Here is a 26,632-nt window from a genome sequence, read left to right as displayed (position 1 = left end):
CGCCGTATGAGGGGACGCGTCAGCGGCGGACGGGCACCGGGCCGGGCGGGGTTCCGGCGGCGCGCGCTGCCGCGGCGGCGGCCAGTTCGACGCGGCTGCTCAGGCCCAGCTTGGCCAGCACATGGGAGACATGCGTCTGTACCGTGCGGGGGGAGATATGCATACGGCGGGCGATATCGGGGCCGGAGAGGCCCGCCCGCACCTGCTCCGCCACCTGTGCCTCCGTCGGAGTGAGCGCTTCCCAGCCGGTGGCCGGACGCACCCGTCCGGCCGTCGAGCCCAGCCGCACCCCCGCGGTGCGCAGCCGGCTCGCCAGCCGGGCGGCGGCATGGACCGCCCCGGTCCGGTCGGCACACCGCAACGCGCTCCGGGCGTGGTGCCGCGCGTCGTCCTTGTGCCCCTGGTGCGCGGCCGCCACCGCGGCCTCCTCCCAGGCGGCCATCTCGACCAGCGCCTCCCCGATGTCCGAGGCCGCCTCCGCCGCCTCGGCCGCCAGGGCCGCCGTCTCGTCGTGGGCGACCGCGGTCAGTGCCCGGGCGAGGAGAACGGAGGGGACGAGGGCCGGGCTGAGCGGGGCGGGCAGCCGCTCGATGTCCTGGGCGATGGCCGTCCGGAGCCGGTCGTCGGCGGCCCGCAGGGCCACTCGGCCCAGCTCCGGGGCGATGGTGGCCAGCCAGACGGTGTGATGCCCCTCGGCGGCCCGTGACCGGACCTGATGGGCCAGCCGGGCGGCGTCGGCGTAGCGGCGGCGGGCCTCCAGCAGGGCCACCTCGGCCCGGGCGGGCTGGGGGATGCCGAACTGGAGGACCCGGGGCCCGGCCTTCCAGCGGTCCAGCCGCGCCCCGGCGGCATCCGGTTCGCCGCGCAGCACGTCGATCAGCGCACGTGCCCCCACCGCCATGGAGGTCCAGGCGAGTTCGCCGGTCTCCGCGAGGTCGAGGCCCGCGTCGAACGTGGCGGCCGCTTCGTCCAGCCGTCCCGCGCTCATCGCGATCGCGGCGCTCAGCAGTTGGTGCGGCGCGGCCTGCCACTGCGCGGCACGCTCCTCCCGCAGCCGTTCCACCTCCCGCAGTGCCGCTTCCGCCGTGCGCGGGCCGTTGAGGAACGCCTCGACGAACGGGGGCCAGACATCGCTCGCCGAGCCCTCGTACGGATCGACCTCCGCGGACCGGTGCCGGCGGGACGCCTCCCAGGCCAGCTCGACGGCCGACCGGGGCGAGCCGGTCAGACAGAGCCGCAGGGCCTCCGTCACCAGTCCGGTCAGGGTGAGCTCCAGCGGATCATCCACCGGGGGTCGCAGGGGCAACGGCCGGAGGCCGCCCAGCAGGGAGAGCTGGCGGCGGTGGTCCTCCATGATGGCGTGGACACGGGGGGAGGCGGTGTCGAAGGGGGTACGGTCGATCAGCGCCAGTGCCTCGGACGTCTTGCCCTGGACGGTCAGGGCGAAGATCAGCGCCCGGCTCAGCTCCACCGTCTGCGCGGGATCGATGGCGGTGGTGAGGGCCGACCGGGCCACCTCCTCCGCGCGGCGCATCTGACCGGAGCGGGCCAGGGCCCGGGACCGCCGCACCGCCAGCTCGACCGTGGCCGTCGAGGTCCGCCACGTCTCGGGCGGATCGGCGAGCAGATCGGCCTCGACGGCGGGAGCGTCGGCCAGCTCGGCCCCGGCCTCCTCCAGTGCGGACAGCACCCGCTCCGGCGGCGCCCCCGAGGCGACGATATGGCGCACCCGGTGGGCGGATGCCTCGTGGTCGGCCGCGGCGGTGTGCAGCACCCGGCGCAGCGCGGGCGGAATGGCGCGGGCGACGGCGTCGCGGTAGCTGTCATGCGTGAACGCGACGCGCCCGGCCGGGTCGAACGCCACCAGCCCGCGGTCGAGCAGCGTCTGCACCGGTTCGACGACGGCGACCGGTGACACACCGCCCACCGAGGCCAACTCCTCGGGGGTGACGGGCCGTTCCATGACCGCGAGGACCCTGATGATCTGGCGGACCGGCCCCCGCAGCGACCGGATCCCGGCCGCCACCGCCTCGTCGAGGCCGGGCCGCAGCGCTGCGGCGGTGTCCGGTCCGCTGTGGAGGCCGATGTGGTCGTCATGGGTGCCGGTCAGCAGAGCGCCGCCACGGCTCAGATCGTCCAGCAGCGTGGTCACGCGCAGCGCGTTCTCCCGGTGCGCCAGCAGCGCCGCGCGCAGCCCCGGGGTCGGCCATCGCCCGGTCTGCTCGTGGACCAGCGCGTCCAGGTCGATCTCGTCCAGGGGCGGCAGCGGGACCTCCTGGGTGGACGGCCTCCGCAACAGCCGTTCCAGGTGCTCCCGTCGGGGCCGTGGCCGCCTGGTCACGACGAGGGCCAGGGGCAGATCCTCGGCGGCCGAGGCGATGAGGTTCAGCACGGCCAGCGACGCGGCGTCTGCCTCGTGGACATCGTCGACCGCGAGCACCAGCGGACCGGCCGCGCAGAGTGCGTCCAGCCGGGCCAGCAGACGTTCCTCCGCGTCGCGTGGCGCGGTCGGCCCGTGGTCTGCCCCGAGCAGCTCGCACACCACGGCGTACGGGCCGCGGGCCGTGAGCGTGCCGACCCGGACGAGCCGCCGCGGTGCGGTGACCCGCGCCAGGACCTCCCGCAGCGAGTGGCTCTTCCCCGCGCCGACGTCACCGGTGAGGACGAACGCCGATGCCCCGCGGTGCGCCACGGTGAGCGCGGCGCTCACACCGGAGGTCAGAGCGGCGGCCACATCCCGACGACTACGGGCCCATGGCTGGTCGTTCACCCGAAAAGTGTAAGGCCGGGCCGCGGGGTACCGCTCAGGAGCGCCGCATCCCGACTTCGCCGTGAGTGGCGAACTCATCACAAGGCGTCGTTGGCGCGGATTCCTCTGTCATTCGGCGGATGATCGCGCTTCGCGACCGATCCAGCATGGTGCCGTCCCGATCCCCCGATGCCGGAGAAGACACCGTGAAACCCTTGACCCTGCTGTTCGGGATGGCCCCCTGGGTCCTGTTCTCGATGATCGCCGACCGTCTCGGCACCGGAGCCGTGGGCTGGGCCGCACTGGCTGCCTGTCTCGGCTCCCTGGTCCTGGCCGTCCGCGGTGCCGTCACCGACGGTCTCAAGGTGATCGACGCGGCGGGCGTGGTGACGTTCGGCGCGCTGGCCGCGATCGGCCTGGCGAGCGGCCCCGATGTGCAGCGGTCACTGGTCGACTACGGACGGGGCGGCGCGGCGCTGGTCCTCGGGACCGTGATGCTGGTGTCGGCCTTCACCGTGCCGTTCACCGAGCAGTACGCGCGTGCGTCGATCGACCGCCGCTACTGGGGCAGCCCCGCCTTCCGGGCCGTGAACCGGCGGATCTCGCTGCTGTGGGCCGGGATCATCCTCGTGATGGCGGTCTGCCATCTGCTGGCGGGCGCCCTCGGTACCGGTGACATCCTGCTCAACTGGGTCATCCCCGTCCTGCTGGTCCTCGGCGGCCTCAAGTGCACCGAAGCCGTGGCGAGCGCGGCCGGGGTCGGCGGTGGCACCGCGGGAGCCCGGACATGAGCGTGGCCACCGGACCGAGCGCCGTCGCGGAGCGGCCCACGCGCGCGGCCTGGACGGTCCTGGCGGCCATGACGGGCGGCCTGGCCATGATCATGCTGGACCAGACCGTGGTCACGGTGGCGCTGCCGACGATGACCCGCGATCTGGGGCTGTCCGCGAGTGGTCAGCAGTGGGTCGTCAACGCCTATGTACTGGCGATGGCGGCGAGTGTCGCCCTGGGCGGGCGGATCGGCACCAGGTTCGGGCCCGTCACCACTTTCCGCGTCGGCATCTGGGTCTTCTTCCTCTCATCCGCCCTGTGCGGAGCGGCTCCTGAGGGGCCGGCGGGGCCGGGCTGGCTCATCGCCGCCCGGGTGGCACAGGGCTGCGGTGCGGCCCTGATGATGCCGGTCAGTGCGAGCATCGTGATGGCGGCCTTCCCGTCCGCCGTGCGCGGCCGCGCGATGGGCGTGTACGTCGGTATCAGTCAACTCTTCCTGGCGCTGGGCCCGTTGCTGGGCGGAGCACTGACCGAATGGGTCACCTGGCGCGCGGTGTTCTGGCTCAACCTCCCGGTCGGCCTCACCGCGCTGTGGCTGATCCGCAGGGCCAGGCCCGCCGACCCCGCACAGCCCGCCCTCACCGTCTCCGTCGTCCACAGCCTCCTGCTGATGACGGGGATCGCCACCACCGTCTACGCGCTGCAGCAGTCGTCCGCGTGGACGTGGACCTCGGCCCGCACCGGCTGCGTACTGACCCTGGGCCTCCTGCTGACGGCCGCCTTCGTCATCACGCAACTGCGCACGCACGACCCCCTGGTCAAACTCGGCCTGCTGCGGCACCACGGGTTCACCGGCAATGTCGTGGTCCTGCTGGTCACCCAGTTCAGCATGCTCGGCATCGTGCTGTTCTCGTCGCTGTACGCCCAGAACCTGCTGGGGTACGGCCCGGTGCGGGCGGGCTGCGCCGCGCTGTCGTTCATCGTTCCCCTGATGGCCGGGGCGCAGCTCGCCGGACGGTGGTACGACCGCTCCGGTGCCCGCCCGCCCCTGCTGACCGGTCTGGCCGTGGCCACGGCCGGGACCCTGCTCTGGGCCCTGACGCTCACCCGCGTCGAGTACCTGGCCAACGTGCCGGGGATGGCGATGGTCGGCCTCGGCCTGGGCCTGGTCTTCTCACCGGTCAACACCGACGCCCTCAGCCGGGTCCCGGCCGTGGACCGGCCGCAGGCGTCGGGCATCGTCCAGACCGTCCGGCAACTCGGCGGCACCCTGGGCGTCGCCGTGATCGGCACGGTCATCCTCAGCCGGCAGCGGGTCGTACCCGCCGCCGAACGCGCGCACGCCGCCGCCGAGGCCATGCGCGGCGGTTTCCTCGTCGCCGCCGGAACCTTCGCCATCGGTCTGGTGGCGGGTGCGCTGCTCCTGGCGGGAAGGCCGGACCCGGAGGACTGACCCGTACCCGGCGGACAGCGTCGTCGCCCCGCTCCGGCCACCCGCCGCATCGCGGTGGCCGGAGCGTCTCCAGAGGCGTCCCGGGGCGGCTCAGCCCTGGATGGCCGCCGGGTCCATCCACGCCACTTCCCAGGTGTGACCGTCGGGGTCCTGGAAGGACCGGCCGTACATGAAGCCGTGGTCCTGGGGCTCGCCCGCGGGCGACCCGCCCACGGCCAGCGCCTTGTCCACCAGCTCGTCGACCTTGGCGCGGCTCTCGGCGCTCAGACAGAGCAGCACCTCCGAGGTCGTGGTGGAGTCCGCGATCTCCTTGCTGGTGAAGTCCTGGTAGCGCTGTCTGGTGAGCAGCATGGCGACGATCGAGTCGCTGATGACCACACAGGCGCACTCATCCGTGGTGAACTGCGGGTTGATCGCGTAGCCGAGCTCGGTGAAGAACTTCTTCGAGGTCTCCAGGTCGTTCGTCGCGAGGTTTACGAAGATCATCTGCTGGTACACGGGCTGTCTCCTTCGTGTGTGGCCTTCCACAGGGGTGGACTGCGCGGCCCCGCGGAACTCATCGCCCGGCGGACGGAAACTTCTGGACCGTTCCACCCGCGCGCCGGTCGTGGCCCCGGGGCCACGGCCGGGCCACGGCTCCGGCCGTGGCCCGGCGGGCTCGTGGTTTTCGGCCATCTGTGACGTCATCAGGGCTCAAAAATGCGTAACGAATTCATGAGCGGTCCTCTCAAGTGGGCTTTGGTAAGGCGTTCCGAGCCATTGAAAATCGTCTCCATTGCAGCCTTTGAAATTTGGGAGGCGATGCGCTTCACTCTTCCCTGTCCAGGTCGCGGAGCGATGGGAAGGTCATGAAACGGCGCGGGCAGCAGCACGACAAGCATGCCCATGGGCATCACGGGCACGGACACGGGCACGGGCACCATCACGGACACGGCGGGCACAGCCATCATGTGGACAAGGACGCCGACTGGCGCTGGTTATCGATATCGCTGGGACTCATAGTCGCCTATATGGCGGTGGAAGTCGTTGTCGCTTTTGCCGCCGAATCGATGGCGCTGCTTTCCGACGCGGCCCACATGCTTTCCGACGCCGCCGCCATCGCGCTGGCCCTCGTGGCCATGAGGCTGGCGGCCCGGCCGGTCCACGGGCGGTACACCTACGGGTTGAAGCGGGCGGAAATCCTCTCGGCGCAGGCCAATGGCCTCACCCTGCTCCTGCTGTCGGTCTGGCTCACCTACGAGAGCGTGGAACGGCTGGTGGACCCGCCGGAGGTCGGCGGGACGATGGTGCTGGTGACCGCCCTCGCGGGTGTGGTGGTGAACGTCATCGCCGCCTGGTGCATGTCCAAGGCCAACCGCTCCTCGCTGAACGTGGAGGGCGCCTTCCAGCACATCCTCACCGACCTGTACGGCTTCATCGCCACGGCGGTGGCCGGCGCCGTCGTCATGCTGACCGGGTACGCCCGGGCGGACGCCATCGCCTCGCTCGTGGTGGTGGTGCTGATGGTCAGGTCCGGGGTGTCGCTGGTCCGCGACTCCGGACGGATCTTCCTGGAGGGAGCGCCCCCCGGTGTGGAGCCGGACGACGTGAGCGGACGGATGGTGCGGTACGACACCGTGGTCGAGGTGCACGATCTGCACATCTGGGAGATCACCTCGGGTGAGGTCGTTCTGTCCGCCCACGTCCTGGTCGAGCCCGGCGGGGACTGTCACGCCGTGCGCAAGGGGCTCCAGGCGGGACTGCGCGAGGAGTACGGCATCCGGCACGCGACCCTGGAAGTGGACCACGCCCCGGAGCACCTGGTGGGCGTCGGTCCGGGCGAGGCGGCCGGGGCGCACTGCGAGGACCCGCACGGGACGGCCCGCCGCAAGGAGACCCCCGTCCACTGAGACCACCTGACCGGGACTGAGCCGGCCCCCGTACGGCAGTCCTGCCCTGAGCCCTGTGAGCCGGTCCACCCGGCTCACAGGGCTCAGGGGGCCACGCGGTCCCCGTCGGCGCGGCGGGCGGTGGTCCGTTGCGTCCCGCCGCTCCGCGGCGGACGGCCCGATCCCAGGCGGCGGGTGACCGGGCGCTCGATGAGGGCGTAGGTCGCCCACGCCGTCAGGAGCGCGGCGGCGAAGAGGAGCACGACCGCCCCCGCACGCACGGTCCGGGACGCGTCATGATTCTCGTCGATCAGCCGGTAGCCGTACTGGAGCACCAGCATGTGCACCATGTAGAAGGCGAACGAGACGTCCCCCAGCCACACCATCGGCCGGGTGCGCACCCAGGAGCGGGACCCCCGGATGTCGGCACCCGCGCCCGCGAGAACCAGCAGGGCCATGGGGACGACCAGCACGGCGCTGATCGCGTAGAGGAACGGCACCTGGACCGCCAGCGGGTATCCGAGGGCCAGCGCGGGCAGCGCGTGGCGGAACCGGACTCCTACCCGCACCCCTTCGAGTACGGCCCTGGCCAGCAGCATGCCGAGTACGAACTCCAGCAGCCGGGTGAGCGGGAAGGTGTAGACGAACCAGTACTGGTGGAGGCTGACCGGGAAGGCGAAGAACCGCGGTTCCGAGGCGAACGCGGCCGTGGCCGCCAGGGGGAGCAGGATCACCGTGGCAGCGGTTCCGGCCGCCCAGAGCCATAGCTGCCGGGCGGGGATGCGGCGGACGAGGTGGATCAGCAGCGGGAAGCACAGATAGAAGAACGCCTCGCAGGACAGCGACCAGGAGACCCCGTTGACGCTGTCGTACACGTCAAAGACCGGCCACCACGCCTGTATCAGCGCGAGATTGGGGAGGGCCTGGCGGGCGGCGACCTGGCCGCCCGTCCAGTTGATCAGCACCAGGGCGCCGAACCAGGTGACCAGGTGCGTGGGGTAGATCTTCGCGGCCCGGCGGCGCCAGAACGCGGGGGCGGTATCGCCCGGCCGGGCCGACCAGGCGAGGACGAAACCGCTCAGCAGGAAGAAGAATCCGACGCCCGAGCGGGCGGTGATCAATGCGACGGTGGCCGGGGTGTTGTTCTCCCAGGTGCCGTCGAACCAGAGGGCGAAATAGGCATGTGAGGCGAACACCGCGAAGGCGGCGACAAAGCGAAGACCGGTCAGCGAGGGAAGTCTCGCTGCGGAGGGGAGCGGGGGCAGAACCTGGGCCACGGCGTCTCCTGGCGGACAGATCGTCAAAAACGCGCCGAACGTATCAATGGGAATGGCCGGATGTATGCCACCCGTGGATGGCATCGTTCCCTGCAACCCCGGTTGCACATACGGGATATGAGCTGGTCAGTGCCCCAGTGACCGCAGCAGGGCGGCCTCCTGGACCGGGGTCAGCCCGGCCACGGGCCGCTTCCCGGCGCCCCGTCCGAGCCGGTCCCGCAGCACCGCCGCGGCCGTCTCGCCGACCGGCCGGATCCGCAGCCCGGCCTCGAAGGAGGCGGTGACATCGCGGGAGAGCGCGCCGTGCAGGGCGCGCGGTGGCCACAGCGGCAGCGAGGCCGGTCCGGTCCACGGACCGATCCCGGCGGTCAGCAGCGCCTCCTCGGGGACCGGTACCAGGTGGAGTGAGTCATGGCCCACGGCGTCGGCGATGTCCCGGAGCAGCGCCCGCAGCGGCACCGGGGGACCGGCCGCGTCGTACACCCCGGCCGCCCGGTCACCGGCCTGGTCCAGGATCCAGGCCGCGAGGTCGCGGACATCGACGACCTGCGCGGGCAACGGCGCCCCGTCGGCGGCCGATTCGGGGGGCACGGCGGTGGTCCCGCCCCGGGCCATCCGCAGCGGCCAGTAGCCGAAGGGGCCGACGTCATCGCCCGGGCCGACCACAAGACCCGGCCGGACCACGAACGCCCGGTCCCCGGTCGCCTCCCGGACCGCCTGTTCGCAGGCGAGCTTCACACCGCCGTAGACGGCCTGTGAGGGCTCGGGGTCCCGCGCCGGGTCGTAGCGCGTGGTGTCGTCCGGGAGGGCGGGCCGCAGCCGGGCGGTGCGGGCCGTCTGTCCGGGGGTGTAGGTGTCGGCGTAGACGCTGATGGAGGAGAGGAACGTCCAGTGGTCCGCGCGGACGGCCCGCAGTGCCTCCCGGACCCGGGGCAGTGCGAGGGTCGCGGTCTCCACCACCGCGTCGAAGCGGGTGCCGCCGAGGGCGGCGAGGGCGTCCGGCCGGTCGCGGTCCGCGCGCAGCAGCCGCGCCCCCTCCGGGAGACGGCCGCCGGTGCCCCGGGCCACGCAGGTGACGTCATGGCCCCGGGCCACCGCCTCGGCCGCCACGGCGCCGGAGATGAAGCCGGTGCCGCCCAGGACGAGCAGGCGCAAGGGGGCGCGGTGACCGGACACGGGCATACGGACTCCTGACGGTGCGGTGGGACATGGTCGGTGGAGTGCGGGGTCGGCGTGGTGTGGTGGGGGGGGGCGGGGGGGGGGCGGGCCCCCCGTGGGGGGGAGGGCGGGGGGGGGGGCCCCGCCGCCGGCGTGAGGGTGGGGTGGGACTGGGTGGGGGGTGGGGGGGGTGGGGGTGGGGGGGCCCGGGGGCGGGGGCGGCCGCCGCACCACAGGTGGCGGTCAGGCCGGTTCGGGTTCCGCGTCCGCGTCCTTCGCCGGTTCGGGCGCACCGGTGAGCAGGTCCTTCTTACGGACCAGGGTCAGCGAGATGACCGCGGTGCCCACACAGATCACGGCGGCCCACAGCATCACGTTCGCGGCGCCGTCGGCTATGGCGGACTCCAGCATGCGCCGCACCTGCCCGGTGGTGTGGTCGGGTACCTGGTCCAGGGCGCGGGAGATATCGCCCTGGGCGACCGCGGAGACCACCTTGTCGTGCTCACCGGAGCTCAACTCCAGCCCGTCGCGGGCCTCGTCCGAGATCCGGGTCCGGAACAGCACGCCGAAGATCGCCGCGCCGATACCGGCCCCGAACATGAAGAGGCTGTTGATCGCGCCGGAGGCCATGCCCGAGCGCGCCTTGGGCACCACGTTCACCGCCAGGGACATGGACGGGCTGCCCGCCAGGCCGCCGCCCACTCCCCACAGCAGCAGACCGGGCAGCGCCAGCCAGACGCTCTGCCCCCGGTCGAAGGACCAGGACATGGCGAGTCCGCCGAGCGCCAGGATGCCGAACCCGGCCCCGATGATGTGCGACGGCGAGTACTTGGCCTGGAGCTTGCCGGCGACCAGCCCCATCCCGAGCTGCGGGGCGAAGATGGCCATCATGATCAGCCCGGTCAGCAGGGGGCTCAGCCCCCGGGCGCTCTGGAAGTACAGGATGTAGTACACCGAGCCGCCGACCGTGGCGAAGCGGGAGAAGAACGCGATCAGGGACGCCGCGACGAACGTCGGCACGGTGAACAGCGACAGGTCCAGCGTGGGCGCCGCCACCCGCCGCTCCAGGAACAGGAAGGCGATGAGGAGTACGGCCGCCAGGCCGAGTTGGACGAGGGTGGCGGCGCTGTCCCAGCCCTGGTCCTCGCCCCGGGTGAGGGCGAAGTTGACCAGGCCGAGGGTGAGGACGAGCAGTCCGGCGCCGGTCCAGTCGATCCCCGCCAGGGAACTGCGGGGCGGGTCGGCGGGCAGCCGGGTGCGGCACAGGAACAGTGCGACGAGCCCGATGGGCACATTGATGAGGAAGAGGTAGCGCCACTGGGTGAGGTCCACCAGCAGACCGCCGATGACCGGGGCCACCGCACCGCAGGCGCCCAGCGTGGTGCCCCAGACGGCGATGGCCATGTTCCGGCTCTGGCCGTCGTAGACCTGGGCGATCAGCGGCATCGCGTTGGCGAGGACGAAGGCCGCGCCGATCCCCTGTACACAGCGGGCGATGTCGAGGGTCAGGGCGTCGGGCGCGACACCGCAGCCGAGCGAGGACAGGGTGAACAGCGCGATGCCGCCCATGAACATGGACCGCCGGCCCAGCCGGTCCGACAGCGATCCGGCGGCCTGCTGGAAGGCCCCGAAGGTGACGGTGTAGCCAATGATGATCCACTGCAGGGCGGCCAGGGAGCCGCCGAGATCGGACTGGATCGAGGGTAACGCTACGGAAACGATAGTGATATCGATGACCAATAGCGCCGACGCAATGACGGTGATGATCAGGACGATGCGAGCCTCACGGCTCGCCTTGGTATCCGTGGCGCTCACGAATTCCTCTTCCGGTGACGGGACACGGCGAGTTCCCCTTGTTGTGCGCGGTGCATTGAAAATCGTTTCCGTAGTTATTTCCGGGGTGCGCCGTCATCGTCGAGTAAGGGTTGCCTTACCGCGCATGGTGCGCGCGAGTGTAGCACCGGATTTCCGTCTTTTCGAAGGAGGGGCGAGCTGAATTGGCCGCCGCCGCCCGGTGATTGGGGGCGGCGGCGTACGGGTTTATGCGTGCGGTGCGGGCAGTGCGTTGACATCGACTTTCCCGGTCACGGTGAGCGGGATGGAGTCCACCGGCACGAATATTCCCGGCACCATATAAGAAGGGAGTCGCTCCCGTAGATAGCGCCGTATCACGGACACATCCGGCTTTTCTTCGCACGCCACGTAGGCGACCAGCCCGGCGGAGTCGGCGGCGCCCCCGTGGGCCAGCACCGCGGCACGGCGGATCGCCGGGTGCTCCATCAGCACCCCCTCGATCTCGCCCGGTTCGATCCGCAGACCGCGCACCTTCACCTGCTGATCGGCCCGGCCGAGGTAGTCCAGCGCACCGTCGGGCAGCCGCCGTGCGAGATCGCCGGTCCGGTACAGCCGCGCCCCGGGGCCTCCGGAGAACGGGTCCGGTACGAAACGCTCGGCGGTGAGCGCCGGCCGTCCCAGATAACCCCGGGCCAACCCCTCCCCGCCCAGGTACAGTTCCCCGGCCGTACCGTCCGGGACCGGCCGGCCGTCGGCGTCCAGCACATGGGCGCTGCTCCCGGTGACGGGGCGGCCGATCAGCGGTTTGCCCCCCTCACGGCCGACCAGGCTCCAGGTGGAGTAGGTGGTGTCCTCGGACGGGCCGTAGAGGTTGTAGACCCGCTCGACCGTGCCGGTCCCGTACAACGCCTGGGCCAGGGCGGCCGGCAGGGCCTCCCCGGCCAGGTTGACGGTGACCACCGACGCGGGCAGCGGCTCCGAGGCCAGCAGGTCCAGCAGCAGACTGGGCACGCTGTTGACCAGGGAGACCGGCCGGTCGGCCGCGACCACCGGCAGATGGAACAGCGTCTCCGCCAGAACCACCGTGCCGCCACTGGCCAGCGGGCCGAACAGCTCGAAGACGGACAGGTCGAAACACATCGACGTCGAGGCCAGGGTGTACCGCAACTCCTCGGCGCTGAACCGGTCCAGCACCCAGTCGATGAACGCCGCCGCGCTGCGGTGTTCCACCGCGACACCCTTCGGGCGGCCGGTGGAGCCGGAGGTGTACAGCACATACGCCAGCCGGGAGCCCGGGTCGGCCGTCCCGCCCGCGGACCGGTCGGCCGTCCCCTCCGGCGCCGGGGCATCCGCCGCGGCGGCGATCCCGGCCCAGTCGCCGTCCAGCGACACCACCGCGCCGGGCCGGTCCGCGAACCGGCCGCGCCGCGCCTCGTCGGTGACGACCAGTTCCGTGCCGCTGTCCCGCAGCATGAACTCCATGCGCTCGGCCGGGAACGCGGGATCCAGCGGTACGTAGGCCGCGTCCGCCTTGAGCACCGCGAGCATGGCCACCACCATCCACGGCGACCGTCCCAGACAGATGCCGACCAGGGTCTCCGGACCCGCCCCGAGCCCCCGCAGATGGCGGGCCAGCGCCTCGGCGGCCTCGTCCAGTTCCCCGTAGGTGAGCCGGTCCCGGCCCCCGACGACCGCTTCGGCGTCGGGGGTGAGCACCGCCTGCCGGGCCACCCGCTCATGCAGGGGCGGGCGCCGACCGGGTGTCCCGTCGACCGATGTGCTCAACTTCCCACCCCGCTCTTCGCCGCGGTCCGGCGGACCGCCAGTTCGCGCGCGACCTCGTCCGGGGACATCCGCGCGATCCGCAGATGGATCGCGGCCGTCGCCTCCGCCCGTCCCGGGGCCTCCTCCGCCGCGGTCACCGCCTCGGCCAGCCCGGACACCGTCGGCGACAGGAACACCATCCGCAGGGTGATCCGCTCCGACTCGAAGACCTGGCGCAGCCGTGTCACGATCCGCGTGGCCAGTACCGAATCCCCGCCCAGCGCGAAGAAGTTGTCCTCCTGGCCGACCGCATCCAGCCCCAGCACCTCCGCCCAGACCGCGGCGCAGACCTCGGCGACCGCCGAATCCGGCGCGGACGGCACGGCGGCACCGGCCTCCGGGCGGGCCGTCGGCAGAGCCCGCCGGTCCACCTTGCCGTTGGCATTCAGCGGCAGCGCGTCGAGGACGACGAAGACCGACGGCACCATGTACTCCGGGAGCGTCTCCCGCAGATGGTCCCGCAGCCGTGCGCCCAGCGCGGGGTCGTGCGGGCCACGGCCCGCACCGGCCGGGACCACATAGCCGGTCAGGCCCCGGTGTCCGCCCCCGTCCGGACGCGGCACTCCGGCCACCACGGCCGAGCCCACCGCCGGATGGGCCAGCAGCGCCGCCTCCACCTCACCCGGTTCGATCCGGTGTCCGCCCACCTGCACCTGGAGGTCGGCGCGTCCCACGAACTCGATGGTGCCGTCCGGCAGGAACCGGCCCAGATCACCGGTGCGGTACAGCCGTTCGCCGGTCCGCGGATGGGTGGTGAACGAGGCCGCGGTGCGCTCCGGGTCCGCCCAGTAACCGCGTGCAAGACCCACCCCCGAGCAGTACATCTCGCCGGTCGCCCACACGGGACGGTCCCGCATCCGCTCGTCCAGGATGTGGTAGCGGGTGTTGGCGATCGGGGTGCCGTACGGGACGCTGCGGCGCTCCGGGCCGAGTTCGCCCACCCGGTGCCAGATGTTCCACAGCGTGGTCTCGGTGGGGCCTCCCACGCTCACCACCTCCACCCCGGCCCGTTCGGTGAGCCGGCGGACGGCGGCGACGGGGAGCCAGTCACCGCCGAGGAAGGCCAGCCGCAGCCCGGGGAGCGGACCGTCCTCGGAGCCCAGATGCGCCAGGAGCATCTCCATCATCGCGGGCACCGAATTCCACACGGTGACCCGGTGCGTGGTCATCAGCCGTGCCCAGTCCGCGGCCTCCCGCCGTGCGGCGGCGTCGGGGACCACCAGCGTCCCGCCCGCGCCCAGCACCCCGAACACATCGAACACGGACATGTCGTGGTGCAGCGCGGTCAGTGCCAGGGCCCGGTCCTGCGGTCCGAGGGCGAACGTCTCGAGAGTCTCGCGCAGCGCATTGACGACCCCGCGGTGCTCGATCATCACACCCTTCGGCCGCCCGGAGGAGCCGGAGGTGAACAGCACATAGGCCAGATCGGACGGGGTCGCCGACCGTTCGGGCAGCGTCGCGTGTTCCGCGCCCGGGTCCGGCTCCTGCGCGTCCAGACACAGGGTCTGCCGGTCACCGGCCAGCTCCCGCAGCCCCGACTGGGTGAGGACCAGCTCCACCTCGCACCGCTCCAGCAGCTCCCGCACCCGCCGGGCGCTCACGTCGGGGGCCACCGGCAGATAGGGGGCGCCCGCGTACAGCACACCGTAGGCCGCGGCGATCTGCTCCCAGCCCTTCTCCATCACGATGCCGACGGGCCTGCCGGGCCCCGCGCCCCGCTCCCGCAGCCAGTGCGCCACCCGGCACGCCTCGCGGTGGAGTTCGGCGTAGCTGAGCGTCCGGTCGCCGCTGATCACGGCGGTCCGGTCCGGCTGCCGGGCCAACTGCTCCAGGAAGAAGTCCTGCACCAGCAGATCCGGCAGCTCCCGGGACGCGCCCTCGCCCGCGACGGCCGGGCCCGCGCCGTCCCGGGCCGGGAGCGCGGCGGGTTCCAGCGGCTCCTCCGCCGACCAGGCACGGTCGTCATCGGCCAGCCGGGTCAGCAGGTCGCGCATCCCGGCGAAGATCCCGTCCAGCAGTTCCGGGGCGAACAGCGCCTCGGCGACGTCCCAGTTGACCACCAGCTCCTCGTCCTGGACCTCGGTCAGCAGATCCATCCAGACCTGTGGGGTCTGGGTGATGCCGTACGTCTGGCGCAGCACCCCGTCCAGCAGGGTGCTGGTACCGCCGGTCAGCGGCACGGCGCTGGTGAAGACCACCGGCATCAGCGCACCGTCGAACCCGCCGCGCAACCGCATCAGTTCACGCAGTAGCTGGACACCGCTCACCTGCGAATGGCCCAGGTCGCTCCAGAGCTGCTCCTGCACCCGGCGGGCCCGGGACGCGAAGTCCCCCGCCACGGTGGCGTCCACCTCGACCAGGGCGAACGACGCGAACTCACCGACCGTGCCGTCCACGTCCGGGTGCACCGGCAGCCGGTTCAGATTGGTCACGTTGAGGGTGAAGCGGGGCTGATGCGTCCACGGCGCCAGCGCCTCCGCGTAGACGGCCAGCAGCAGCCCGGCGGGGGTGAGGCCGCCCGCGCCCGCCCGGGTGACCAGCCGCCGCCAGCGGTCCGCATCCAGCCGCAGCGACCGGCGGACGAACCGCGGGTCGGTCACCGCCTCCGGATTGCGCACCAGCGGCAGTTGCGGGGCCGGGGGCAGCGCGGGGAGCCGCCGCTCCCAGTACTCCAGCGAGCGCCGGTACCGCTCGGTGCCGTCCAGCCCGGCGACGGACAGCACGTAGTCCCGGTAGGCCAGCGGCGGCGGGGAGAGCTCCGCCCCGGGCTCGGCGTAGGCGCGGGTGAGGTCGGCGAACATCACCCGGGCGCTGGCGAAGTCGGCGCACAGCGCGTCGATGCTGATGTGCACCCGGGAGCGGCCGCCGTCCAGCCGGGCCACCACCACGTCGAACAGCGGCCAGGTATCGACCGGTCGCACCTCGTGCGAGTACCGCTCCCGGATCTCCGCCAGTCCGGCGGCCACCCGCTCCTCCGCGGCCCCGCGCAGATCCACGACGGGCATCTCGTACGGGGGCACGGACTCCAGGACGCGCTGCGACATCGTCTCGGGCACCACCACGGCACGCAGCATCGGATGGCGGTCCACCACCCGCCGCCAGGCCCGCTGGAACCGGTCGAGGTCCAGGTTCTCGCCCTCGAACTCCAGGTACATATGGGCCGAGACGTTGCCCGAGGACAGCGAGCCGGTCCGGCCGACGCAGTACGCCTGCTGCTGATCGGTGAGCGGGAACGGCTCATATGCCGCCGACGGGTCGGGCCGCACGGCCGGCAGGGGTGCGCCGTCCTGACCGTCGCCCGCCCTCACCCGGTCGATGGCCCGGCTCAGTTCGGACACCGTCCGGTGCCGGAACAGACTGTGCGCGTCGAGGTCGAGTTCGAGCCGCTGCCGCAGCCGGTTCATGACCCGGATACCGAGCAGTGAGTTGCCGCCGAGTTCGAAGAAGCTGTCGTGGGTGCCCACCCGTTCGACGCCCAGTACCTCCGACCACAGCTCCGCGACCAGTGTCTCCAGCGGGGTGCGCGGTCCACCGTCGGCGCCGTCCAGGGCTTCCGCACCGGGGCGGGGGAGGGCCCGCCGGTCCACCTTCCCGTGCGCGGTCAGCGGCAGCGACTCCAGTACGACCAGATGCGCGGGCACCATGTACGCCGGGAGCCGCTCCCGGAGGTGGCCACGGACCTCCGCCACATCCGGCCACGTCCCCGCGACCGGTGCGAGGTACCCGGCGAGCGCCTGGTTGCCCAGTTCGCCGTCCTGCCGCGGCAGCGCCGTCACCACGGCCGTCTCGATCCCGGGGTGCGACCGCAGCACCGTCTCGATCTCGCCCAGTTCGATCCGGTGGCCGTCCACCTTCACCTGGAAGTCCTCCCGGCCGAGGAACTCCACGTTCCCGTCCGGCAGGAAGCGGCCCAGGTCGCCGGTGCGGTACAGCCGTTCCCCGGTCACCGGATGGCTGAGGAAGGCCGCGGCCGTACGGTCCGGATCGCGCCAGTAGCCGAGCGCCACACCCGTGCCGCCGATGTACAGATCGCCGGGTACGCCGACCGGCCGGGGGCGCAGGGCCGCGTCGAGGACGTGCAGCGTCTGGTTGGTCAGCGGCCTGCCGTACGGAATGCTCGGCCACGCCGGATCCACCGTCTCCACGTCGTAGGTGCTGGAGAGGATCGACGCCTCGGTGTTGCCGCCGAGGCTCACGAACCGCACACCCGGCGCGATGTCCTGGGCTCGGGACGGCAGGGAGAGCGGGATCCAGTCACCGCCGAGGATGAGCAGCCGCAGCGAGCCGACCCAGGGTTCCGGATCCTGCTCGACCTGTTCGCAGAAGAGCTCGAAGAGGGCCGGGGCGCCCATCCAGGTGGTGATCGACTCACGGCGCACCAGCTCCACCCAGTGGGCCGGGTCGCGTTCGGTGCCCGGATCGGGCAGCACCAGGGCCGCGCCCGCGCACAGGGCGCCGAACATGTCCCACAGCGAGAGGTCGAAGCTCATCGCCGACAGCCCGATGAACCGGTCCTCGCAGGTCACGCCGTAGCGGGCGTTGACGTCCAGGACGGTGTTCAGGGCCCCGCGGTGAGGGACCATCACCCCCTTGGGACGACCCGTGGACCCCGAGGTGAACAGGACGTAGGCCACATCACCGGGATCCTGCGCCGGGGTGAGCGGTCCGTCGGCGGTCCCGGCCCACTCCTCGTCGTCGTCCACGGCCAGCACCGTCACCCCGGCGGGCCACTCACCGGTGTCGGCCACCGCCCGCTGGGTGAGCACCACCTCGGCGCCGGTCGTCTCGAAGAGATAGTCCCGCCGGTCCGCGGGCAGTTCCGGGTCCACCGGGACCCATGCAGCACCCGACTCCAGTACGCCCAGCATGCCGACGGGCTGCTCCCAGCCCTTGCGCATACAGACCGCGACCAGGGCGCCCGGCCGGGCGCCCAGCTCCCGCAGCCGCCGTCCGATACGGCGGGCCCGGCTCATCAGCTCGGTGTAGGGCAGCACACGCCGCCCCGAGACGACCGCGACCCGCTCGGGGTGGCGGTCGGCGGCCCGTCCGACGGCCTCGTGCAGCAGCCCCTCGGGCACGGGCGCCGAGGTCGCGTTGACCTCGGCCCGCTGCCGCTCCTGCGCGGGGGGCAGCGTCACGGGGGAGCCCGGCGCCGTCCAGGCCGCCGGGTCCTCGGCCAGGACGGTGAGCAGTGCGGACCAGACGGCCGCCATGTCCGCCGCCATGCCCTCCGGAAGGGCGGACCGCGGACACTCCCACACGGCGGTGACCCCCGCCCCGGACGGCCGCAGCCGCAGCACGAGCACGGGGTCGGCGCCCAGCGGGGCGTCCACGGCCGGGCCGGTGACCGCGTCCTCGACCTCGACCAGCGGCGCGGGCCACCCGGACGCGTCGCCCGGGCGGGCCGAGCCGGCAAGCCCCCTCGCCCGGTTCAGGAAACCGCCGTTGGCGAGGGCGTCCGCGTCCACCAGCACACTGCCGCGCGCCGAGCGCATGCGCACCGTGTATCCGGGCTCCCGTGACCACAGCCCCAGCACCTCGGTGAAGGCGGCGCACAGGACCATCGCCGGTTCGAGCCCCGCCTCGGCCGCCCGCGCCGAGATCCTGTGCCACCGCCGCGCGTCCAGCGTCACCGGGTGGCACAGCGGCGGAGCGTCGGCCGTCGTCGGCAGCAGGGGCAGACGCGGACCGGCGGGCGCCGTGGCCGCGCCGTGGTCGGCACTCATATGACGATCTCCGATCGGGAAGCGCGCGGTCCGGACGGGGGTGTGAGCAGGCCCGTGCCGAGGAGGTGGTGCAGATAGCGGTCCAGCAGCTCCGCGTCGACCGCCGGGCAGCGCACGCCGGTAGCGGCGAGGGCGGTCAGGGTGCCGGAGACATCGAGACGGAGGCTGCCGAAGCCGGGCATGCCGCGCGATGAACTCGTCAGGGCGGCCACCGACGCCGACGTCCCGTCAGGGCCGTCGTCGGGACCGGCGTCCAGGGCGTCCGCCTCCACCAGCCGTGACCACCGCTCCGGTTCGGTCTCCTCCAGCGCGTATCCGGCCCGCCGCAGCCGCTCGACGACGGTGGCGAACCGGGTGCGCACCGGATGGGCCAGGTGGTACGTACCGCCCAGTGCGCCGGGCAGCAGGGACAGTCCGGCCAGCGCCCCGGTCACGTAGTCCACCGGCACCAGGTCGAAGTCGGCGTCCGGGCCGAAGCGGGGTACCGCGCCCAGCGCCGTACAGGCTCCGATGAACCGCCAGAAGGCGGAGTCCGGGTCCCCTGCGCCGGTGCCGGAGTCACCGCCGAGGCGGCCCGGCCGGTAGACGGAGACCGGGATACCCCGGGCCCGTGCGGCCTCGGCCAGCTCCTCGGCGACCCACCGGCTGCGGACATAGCCCGACGGCAGGACCGAAGCGGCCGGGACCCGTCCGTCCGTCGGCAGCGGGCCCGCCGCGGTGTCACGGCCGAACAGCACACCGGGGGAGGAGACGTAGTGCACCGGTTTGATCCGGCCACGGGTGGCGAGCCGCAGCACCTCCGTGGTGCCTCCCACGTTGGCCGCCCGCAACTCCCGGTAGGACTGGGCCAGGTTGGCCTCGCAGCCCGCGTGGTGGATCACGTCGATCGTGCCCGCGAGCCGGGCGAAGGTCATCGTCGACAGACCGAGCAGGGGTTCGCGCAGACTGCCGGGGACCACGGTGACCCGGTCCATCGCCACCGGGACCCGGTACCGGTCCACCGCACGGGCCAGCTCCTTCTCGGCCTCCCCGGGACCGCCCGCCTCCACCAGGCAGTGCACCCGGGCGCCGGTCACCGCCAGCAGACGGGCCAGCAGATGGATGCCGAGGAAGCTGGTGGCGCCGGTGAGCAGGATGTGTGCGGGCGCCGCCACGAGCGCGGGGTCATGGGCGGCGCCGTCCGGGCAGGAGATCTCCGGGTCCAGTACGGCGTCGGCGAGCAGGACGGCCGCGTCGTCCCGGCCGTCCTGGTCACCGGCGGGTGCGGTCTCCGCCGCGGCGGACCCCTGGGCCCGGTCGAACACGGCGGCCAGCGCGCTCACCGTCGGCGCCTCGAAGAACGCCTGCACCGGCAGGTCCACGCCCAGCCGCTCCCGGAGGCGCAGCAGGACCCGGACGGCACGCAGGGAGTGTCCGCCGGCCTCGAAGAAGTCCTCGTCGGGGTCGATGTCCCGGACGCCGAGCACCTCGCGCCACACCGCCGCGACCTCCCGCTCGGTCGGGCTCAGCGCGGAGTCGTCCCCGGCCGGGCCGGGCACCGGGCCGTCCACCGGGGGCGGGGCCGCGGACGCGTGGGTCTCCGCGGTGGCGGGCCGTGCCTCGGGCGCCGTCGGGGGCGCGGTGGAGAGGGACAGCGTGGCCACCGGCCGCTCCGGGTCCGCCACCACCGCGGCGAACAACTGCTCCAGCTCCGTGGTGAACCGGTCGACGGACGCGGGGTGGAAGAGGTCCGCGCTGCCGCGCACCCCGCCCTCCACCCGTCCGTCGGTCTCCCAGTAGTGCAGCACCAGGTCGAACTCGGAGGTGTCGAGCCCGAAGTCGAAGGCCCCGACCTCCAGATCGCCCATCCGCGCGGCCCCGGCCGGATTCTCACCGACCACGGCGGCCTGGAAGAGCGGGTTGTCCCCGCCGTTGCGCCCCGGCCGCAGCTCGGCCGCCAGGATCTCGATGGGCGTGTCCCGGTGGGCGTACGCCTCCAGACAGGTCCGCCGCACCCGCTCCAGCACCTCGGTGAAGGACGGTGTGCCGGAGAGGTCGGTGCGCAGCGCCAGGGTGTTGGCGAAGAAGCCGATGAGGTGTTCCACCTCGGGCTGGTCGCGGCCGTGGACGACCGAACCGGTCACGATGTCGTCGCCGCCGGTGCGCCGGTGCACCAGCACGTTGAAACCGGCCAGCAGAGCCATGAACAGGGTCGCCTGGTGGTCGCGGGCGAGGGCGCGCAGCCGCGCCGAGAGGGAGGCGGAGAGGGTGAAGGAGCGGCTGACCGCCCGCAGACTGGGGTTGCCCCGCCGGGGCCGGTCGGTCATCCCGTCCAGATCGGGCAGCGGCTCGTGCAGGACGGCACGCCAGTGGTCGAGCCGCCGTTCGAGCTCCGGGCCGCGCAGCAGGTGCCGCTGCCAGTGGGAGAAGTCGGCGTAGCGCACCGGGAGTTCCGGCAGACCCGTCGGCTCCCGTCCGGCCGTGCGGGCCTCGTAGCAGGCGAAGAGCTCGCGGAACAGGATGCCCACCGACATCCCGTCACCCACCAGATGGTGCAGCGTCACCATCAGGACGTGCTCCTGCGGGCCCAGCGGGGTCAGATGGAACCGGATCAACGGCCCCCGGATGAGGTCGAAGGGGGCTTGCGACGCCTCGCGCAGCACCTCCACCGCCCGCTCGGCGGAGACCGGCCCGGCGTCGACGACGAGGGCGAGCGGCTGGTCCTCCAGGATGAACTGGTGCGGTTCCCCCTGGTGGACGTCGAAGACGGTGCGCAGCGCGTCATGGCGCCGCACCACCTGCTCCAGGGCGTGGCGCAGGGCGTCCCGGTCCAGCGGCCCGCGGATCCGGATCGCCTCGACCATGTTGTGGTACGGGCTGCCGGGGTGGAGCTGGGCGAGGAACCAGAGCCGCTCCTGGGCGAAGGAGAGCGCGACCGGACCGGGGCGGTCATGGCGGGGAATGGTGGTCCCCCGCGGCGCTCCGCCACCGGCCAGCCATTTCGCCATCAACCGCTGCTTCGTCACCGACAGTTCCGTGCCGTCGGCCGGGGGGCCGGGTGGGACCATGAGAGCGTCAACCTCCGCAAGTACCGCGATGACCGTTGTCCGGGTGTGCCGGGTGTGCCGGGTGTGCCGGGTGTCCGGCGGTGCCGGACGGTTACTCGGCGAGGAGCCGGGCGGCGTCCTCGTCCGACATTCCGGCGAGCTTCTCGTGCAGCCGCCGCTCGACCGCCTGGGCCATCCCGGCGACGGTCTGGGTCTCCGAGAGCAGGTCGGTCACCGTCAGGGTGACCGGCAGCACGCTCTGCAGCCGGGCGACGACCTGGGCCGCGAGCAGCGAATGCCCGCCCAGGTCGAAGAAGTTGTCATGGGCGCCGACCGGATGGACCCCCATCACCTCCTGCCACACACCGGCGAGCGTCTCCTCCAGGGGAGTGCGCGGCGCGGTGTAGGCGGTCGGCAGCTCGGGCCGGCCGTAGCGCGCCAGGCGCGGACCGTCCGCCACCGGCTCCGGCTCCGGTGCCTCCGGGGCGTCGGCCACCTGCCGTACCGTCTTCCGGGCGGGTACGGACGCCGTCGCCGGGAGGTCGACGAAGAACCGCTGCCGGTCGAAGGGGTACGTCGGCAGCGGCACCCGGCGGCGGGGCTCCTCTCCGCCGAGCGCGGCCAGGTCCACGTCCACCCCGCGGGTCCACAGATGTGCCACGGCCTCCAGCACGGGCACCGCGTCCCGGGTCTCCTGGTGCGGACCGAGGGTGGCGATCACCGGGGGAACGGTACGGTCGGCGTCCTGCGCGGCCAGCGACCGCAGGGCGTTGCCCGGTCCCACCTCCAGCAGCAATCGGCCGGACACCTGGCGCAGGGTGCGCAACGCGTCCCCGAACAGCACCGGTTCCCGGAGCTGACGTCCCCAGTACGAAGGGTCGGCACACTGCTCCGGAGTGATCCAGGTGCCCGTCACGTTCGACAGATAGGGGACCGTGGGCTCATGCAGCGGGACCCCCGCCACGGCCGCGGTGAACTCCTCGACGGCCGGATCCATCATGGCGGAGTGGAAGGCGTGCGAGGTGTGCAGCCGGGTGGTGCGGATCCCCTCCGCGTCGAGCCGGTGGATCAGCTCCCCGACGGCCTCCTCCGGTCCGGACACCACCGTGCGCTCCGCGGCGTTGACCGCCGCGACCGACAGCTCGGGGGTGTCCTGGAGCAGCTTCTCCACCCGGGTGCGCGACAGCGGCACGGAGACCATCGCCCCGGGCGCGCAGCGCTGCGCCAGCTCGCCCCTGAGCGCGACCAGACGCAGGGCGTCGGGGAGTTCCAGCACACCGGACAGACAGGCCGCCGTGAACTCGCCGACGCTGTGCCCGAGAAGGGCCGCCGGACGTACGCCCCAGCCGTCCAGCAGCCGGGCCAGCGCGTACTGGGTGACGAACAGGGCGGGCTGGGCCAGCCGTGTCGTGGTCAGCCGCCCGGTGGCGCGCGCGGCGTCGGCCGGATCGGGGAAGAGCACCTCGCGCAGATCCTCGCCCAGGGCGGGGAGGAGGGCTTCGGCGCAGGTGTCGACGACCGCCCGGTAGGCGGGGTGCGCGGTGTAGAGGCCCTGTCCCATCCCGGTGTACTGACTGCCCTGGCCGGGGAGGAGGAACGCCACGTCGGGGGCGGGACCGGTCGTGTCCGCGTGGCCCACGGACACCGGGGTGACACCGGTGCCGTCCAGGGCCGCCACCGCCTGCGCGCGGTCCCGGCAGACCAGGGCCATCCGGTGGGCGAAGGGCCGCCGGCCGACGCGCAGTGTGTGGGCGGCGTCCGCCAGGTGCGGTGCGTCATCGCCGCGCAGCGCGTCGGCCAGCGCGGTACCGGCCCGTTGCAGTGCCGTGTCCGTCCGCGCGGACAGCACCAGCAGCTCGGCGCCGTCGGAAGGGACGGCGGGCGCGGGCAGCGGCGGCTCCTCGAGGACGATATGCGCGTTGGTGCCGCCGACGCTGAACGAGCTGACGCCCGCCCGGCGCGGTGCGGTGGTCCGCGGCCACGGCGTCGGCTCACCGCTGATGCGGAAGGGGGTGTTGGGGAAGTCGATGTCCGGATGCGGTACGGCCACATTGACGGCCGGGGGGATCTCCTGGTGGCGGAGTGACAGCAGGACCTTGATCATGCCCAGTACACCGGCCGCGGTGTCGGTGTGCCCGATGTTCGGCTTGAGCGAGCCGATGGTGCAGTAGCCGCGCTTCTCGGTGGCGAACGCCTCGGTCAGCGCCACGATCTCGATCTCGTCGCCCAGCGGCGTTCCGGTGCCGTGCGCCTCGACGTAGGAGATCGACTCCGCCTGGGCACCCGCGACGGCCAGCGCCTCGGCGATCACCGCGGCCTGGCCGCGTACGCTCGGCGCGGTGAAACCGGCCTTGTGCGCACCGTCGTTGTTGACCGCGGTGCCCAGCAGCACCCCGTGCACCGGGTCGCCGTCGGCGAGGGCGTCCTCCAGCCGCTTGAGGACCACCACACCGACACCGTCGCCCGGCACCGTACCGCTCGCGTCGGAGGCGAACGCCCGGCAGTGTCCGTCGGGCGAGTTGACGCCCCCCTCGTGGTGCACATAGCCCGCGTCCTGCGGGAAGTACACGGTGGCGCCACCGGCCAGGGCGAGGTCGGACTCACCGCTGAGCAGGCTCTGCACCGCCAGGTGCACCGCCACCAGCGAGGAGGAACAGCCGCTCTGCACGGTGACGCTGGGCCCCCGCAGATCCAGCTTGTACGAGACACGGGGGGCCAGGAAGTCCTTCTCGTTGCCCAGCAGCGCCTGGAACTCGCCCACTTCCCGCAGATAGTCCGGGTCGGCCGAGAGGTGGCGCTGCCAGTACGAGGTGGGGCCACCGCCGCCGAAGACGCCGACGAAGCCCTCGAACCGCGCGGAGTCGTAGCCCGCGGACTCCAGCGCCTCCCAGGAACACTCCAGGAACAGCCGCTGCTGGGGGTCCATCAGCTCCGCCTCACGGGGCGTGTAGCCGAAGAACGCGGCGTCGAACAGCTCCACGCCCTCCAGGAGCGGCCGGGTCCGCACCAGATGAGGATCGTCCAGCAGATCCTCCGGCACCCCCGCGGCCCGGAGCCGCTCCGGGGTGAGCTCGGTGTGGGCCTCCCGGCCGGAGCGCAGCAGACGCCAGAACTCCCCGGCCGAGGAGGCCCCCGGAAAGCGGCCGGAGAAGCCGACGACCGCGATCCGGTTCCCCTCGGCCGCCGGTGTCTCGGTCCCGGTCATCGGCCGCCCGCCTCCTCCCGCGCCGGTCCGTCCATCCGCTCGCGCAGCGAGGCCGGGCGCATGTCCGTCCAGATGTCCTCGATGCGGCGCAGACAGGTGGCCCGGTCGCCGGTCGTGCCCTCGTCGTGCCAGCCGGGGGCGTTCTCGCGGTCGGCCGGCCACAGGGAGTACTGGTCGTCGTGGTTGACGACCACGCGGTACGGGCCGTCGCCTTGCTCGTTTCTCACCGGAGGTCCTTCGCGAAGTGGCGGGCGGGTCAGACCTGGCTGAGCAACTCCTCGGTGATCACCGGCTGGTGATAGGTGCAGGTGCCGGAGCGCACCATCGAACCGTGCAGCCGCTCGGCGGGGATGAGGAGTTTGTCGCCCTCGTTCATCGGGATCATCTCGCCCACGTTGTTCCAGAAGTGCATCTGGCCGATCTCCACCACCACCAGCCGGTGGTCGTCGTGGACATGGGTGGTGGAGGTCTCCTCGTGGGACTCCACGAACGTCTCCAGGTCGACCTCGATACCGCTGGAGCTGATCAGGGCGTCCAGCTTCTCGGCCTTGACCTTGTACTCGTCGAGCCGGTCGGCCCAGTCGAGCTGGACGGCCAGGTCCTCATCGGCCACCGCGGCCAGCCGCCGCGCGTCCTCGAACCCGCGGTGGAAGGAGGCCACGGCCTCCGCGCCGAAGCGCTCGTGCAGCGGGGCCACCAGGGCCTCGGTCAGCGTGGCCGCGCCCTCGGCGGTCAGCTCCGGCGTCCCGGTGAAGTAGGACGCGTCCTCGGTGCCGTACGCGGTGCGGAACACCTCGGCGTAGCCCTCCGCCGTGACCGACTCGTCGAGCCGGTGGTGGACCCAGGCGCCCAGGAACTCCGCCAGGCGGTCATGGTCATGGGCCACCGTGTGCAGATGGTTGGCGCCCGCCAGCGATGACGACAGCAGGAACTGCCAGTAGGCGTAGGGCTCGGCGGAGAGCCCCGCGTCCGCCAGGTGCCGCCGGTAGTGCGTGGACCGGTCGGCCCGGCCCTGGAAGTCCGTCAGCAGGAGGCCGCGCAGCGCGGGGTGGGCGGTGTCGTAGTCGCCCAGCTGTGTCCGGCCCACGGCACTGAGCACCGCCGGCCGCGCCGCCGTGAGCTGGACGAGGGTGAACGTCGCCGCCTGCTTGCGGTGGCGGCAGCCACGGGCCACCTCCAGCGCACGGCCGGGACGGGCCCGCCGCTCCTCCAGGACGCCCTGGACATGTGCGGTGAGCGCGGCCACGTCGCCGCCGGCGAGCGGCGCATGCGCCTCCGCCAGCCAGTGGAAGAGGTGGTGTTCCAGGACCCCGGCCGCCTGGCGCCCCAGGATCCGGTTCTCCGCGGAACGGAACGCCGCGGCGTCGTCCTGGCTCGGATGCCCGTCGCCACCGGCCGGGAGGAACAGCAGATCGGCATCGTGCACGGTGCGCAGCATCCGATGGCCGAGCAGCGAACTGAGCCGGAGCGCCCGGTCGGCCGGAAGCGGCGTCCCGTAATCCAGGAATCCGAGGTCGTGCGGACGCACGGGACGCCGGAACGGGTTGTCCTCGTTGACCAGCTCTTCCGCCGTGGCACTGCGGAAGGGCGAGTTCGCTGCGTATCGCCGGACTATTCCGTTGGGGTCGTCCGGTGTGCTCCTGATACGCGAGACAGGGGACATGGGTAATTTCCCTTTCTTCGGCACCGGCGGCTGCTCTTCATGTCCGAAACTCCGCGTCCGAACTCGAGCGGTTGAGAAGCTAGCAAGTCGGCCGTGAATGCGTCGTCCAACCTGGGTT

At 72.6% G+C, this 26,632-nt stretch carries 14 protein-coding genes; 3 read left to right on the top strand and 11 right to left on the bottom strand.

The genetic code is table 11. The annotated features are described in order from the left end of the window. Window positions 1-19 precede the first annotated feature (19 nt). The gene (locus tag NMK44_RS41980; protein WP_308358366.1) at window positions 20-2,770 is read right to left on the bottom strand and encodes a LuxR C-terminal-related transcriptional regulator; all 2,751 of its coding nucleotides are present in this window, start codon (window positions 2,768-2,770) and stop codon (window positions 20-22) included. A 185-nt stretch (window positions 2,771-2,955) separates the two neighbouring features. Between NMK44_RS41980 and NMK44_RS06075 the strand changes: the two genes are divergently transcribed. Beyond that, the gene (locus NMK44_RS06075; protein WP_254739054.1) at window positions 2,956-3,540 is read left to right on the top strand and encodes a hypothetical protein; all 585 of its coding nucleotides are present in this window, start codon (window positions 2,956-2,958) and stop codon (window positions 3,538-3,540) included. Then, a complete protein-coding gene (locus NMK44_RS06070; protein WP_254739052.1) occupies window positions 3,537-4,973 on the top strand; it encodes an MFS transporter in 1,437 nt (478 codons plus the stop codon). Before NMK44_RS06075 ends, NMK44_RS06070 begins: the two co-directional genes overlap by 4 nt. 90 nt (window positions 4,974-5,063) lie before the next feature. Here NMK44_RS06070 and NMK44_RS06065 read toward each other — a convergent pair whose 3' ends face one another. Then, the gene (locus tag NMK44_RS06065; RefSeq protein ID WP_254739051.1) at window positions 5,064-5,471 is read right to left on the bottom strand and encodes a VOC family protein; all 408 of its coding nucleotides are present in this window, start codon (window positions 5,469-5,471) and stop codon (window positions 5,064-5,066) included. A 350-nt stretch (window positions 5,472-5,821) separates the two neighbouring features. Between NMK44_RS06065 and NMK44_RS06060 the strand changes: the two genes are divergently transcribed. Further along, the gene (locus tag NMK44_RS06060; protein ID WP_254739049.1) at window positions 5,822-6,862 is read left to right on the top strand and encodes a cation diffusion facilitator family transporter; all 1,041 of its coding nucleotides are present in this window, start codon (window positions 5,822-5,824) and stop codon (window positions 6,860-6,862) included. 83 nt (window positions 6,863-6,945) lie between these two features. Here the strand turns inward: NMK44_RS06060 and NMK44_RS06055 are convergent, their stop codons facing one another. The 9 genes from NMK44_RS06055 to NMK44_RS06015 all read right to left on the bottom strand — a co-directional run bounded on the left by NMK44_RS06055 (window position 6,946) and on the right by NMK44_RS06015 (window position 26,514). Beyond that, window positions 6,946-8,118, bottom strand: coding sequence for an acyltransferase family protein (locus tag NMK44_RS06055; protein ID WP_254739048.1), 1,173 nt, complete (start codon window positions 8,116-8,118; stop codon window positions 6,946-6,948). Between the two features lie 126 nt (window positions 8,119-8,244). Then, the gene (locus NMK44_RS06050) at window positions 8,245-9,300 is read right to left on the bottom strand and encodes an NAD-dependent epimerase/dehydratase family protein (protein WP_254739047.1); all 1,056 of its coding nucleotides are present in this window, start codon (window positions 9,298-9,300) and stop codon (window positions 8,245-8,247) included. 219 nt (window positions 9,301-9,519) lie between these two features. Continuing rightward, window positions 9,520-11,091: an MFS transporter gene (locus tag NMK44_RS06045; protein WP_254739045.1), complete on the bottom strand. Its 1,572-nt coding sequence runs from the start codon at window positions 11,089-11,091 to the stop codon at window positions 9,520-9,522. Window positions 11,092-11,316: 225 nt separating this feature from the next. Next, window positions 11,317-12,855 carry an amino acid adenylation domain-containing protein gene (locus tag NMK44_RS06040; protein WP_254739043.1) on the bottom strand — a complete coding sequence of 513 codons (1,539 nt, stop codon included), beginning with the start codon at window positions 12,853-12,855 and terminating at the stop codon, window positions 11,317-11,319. After that, window positions 12,852-18,620 carry a non-ribosomal peptide synthetase gene (locus NMK44_RS06035; RefSeq protein WP_254739042.1) on the bottom strand — a complete coding sequence of 1,923 codons (5,769 nt, stop codon included), beginning with the start codon at window positions 18,618-18,620 and terminating at the stop codon, window positions 12,852-12,854. The genes NMK44_RS06040 and NMK44_RS06035 overlap by 4 nt, the downstream gene beginning before the upstream one ends. Then, window positions 18,617-21,667, bottom strand: coding sequence for a thioester reductase domain-containing protein (locus NMK44_RS06030; RefSeq protein WP_254739041.1), 3,051 nt, complete (start codon window positions 21,665-21,667; stop codon window positions 18,617-18,619). Before NMK44_RS06030 ends, NMK44_RS06035 begins: the two co-directional genes overlap by 4 nt. Window positions 21,668-21,758: 91 nt before the next feature. Continuing rightward, complete coding sequence (locus tag NMK44_RS06025) at window positions 21,759-24,851, bottom strand: type I polyketide synthase (RefSeq protein ID WP_254739039.1); 3,093 nt, start codon at window positions 24,849-24,851, stop codon at window positions 21,759-21,761. Further along, on the bottom strand, window positions 24,848-25,078 hold the full coding sequence (locus NMK44_RS06020; protein WP_254739038.1) for an MbtH family protein: 231 nt from the start codon (window positions 25,076-25,078) through the stop codon (window positions 24,848-24,850). The genes NMK44_RS06025 and NMK44_RS06020 overlap by 4 nt, the downstream gene beginning before the upstream one ends. 29 nt (window positions 25,079-25,107) lie before the next feature. Next, window positions 25,108-26,514, bottom strand: coding sequence for a cupin domain-containing protein (locus NMK44_RS06015; RefSeq protein ID WP_254739037.1), 1,407 nt, complete (start codon window positions 26,512-26,514; stop codon window positions 25,108-25,110). Between the last annotated feature and the right edge of the window lie 118 nt (window positions 26,515-26,632).

It is taken from the genome of Streptomyces cucumeris (assembly GCF_024295805.1).
GTDB classification, from domain to species: Bacteria; Actinomycetota; Actinomycetes; order Streptomycetales; family Streptomycetaceae; genus Streptomyces; species Streptomyces cucumeris.
Note: the sequence above shows the minus strand (reverse complement) of the source record. Positions and strands in the feature narration are given on the sequence as shown.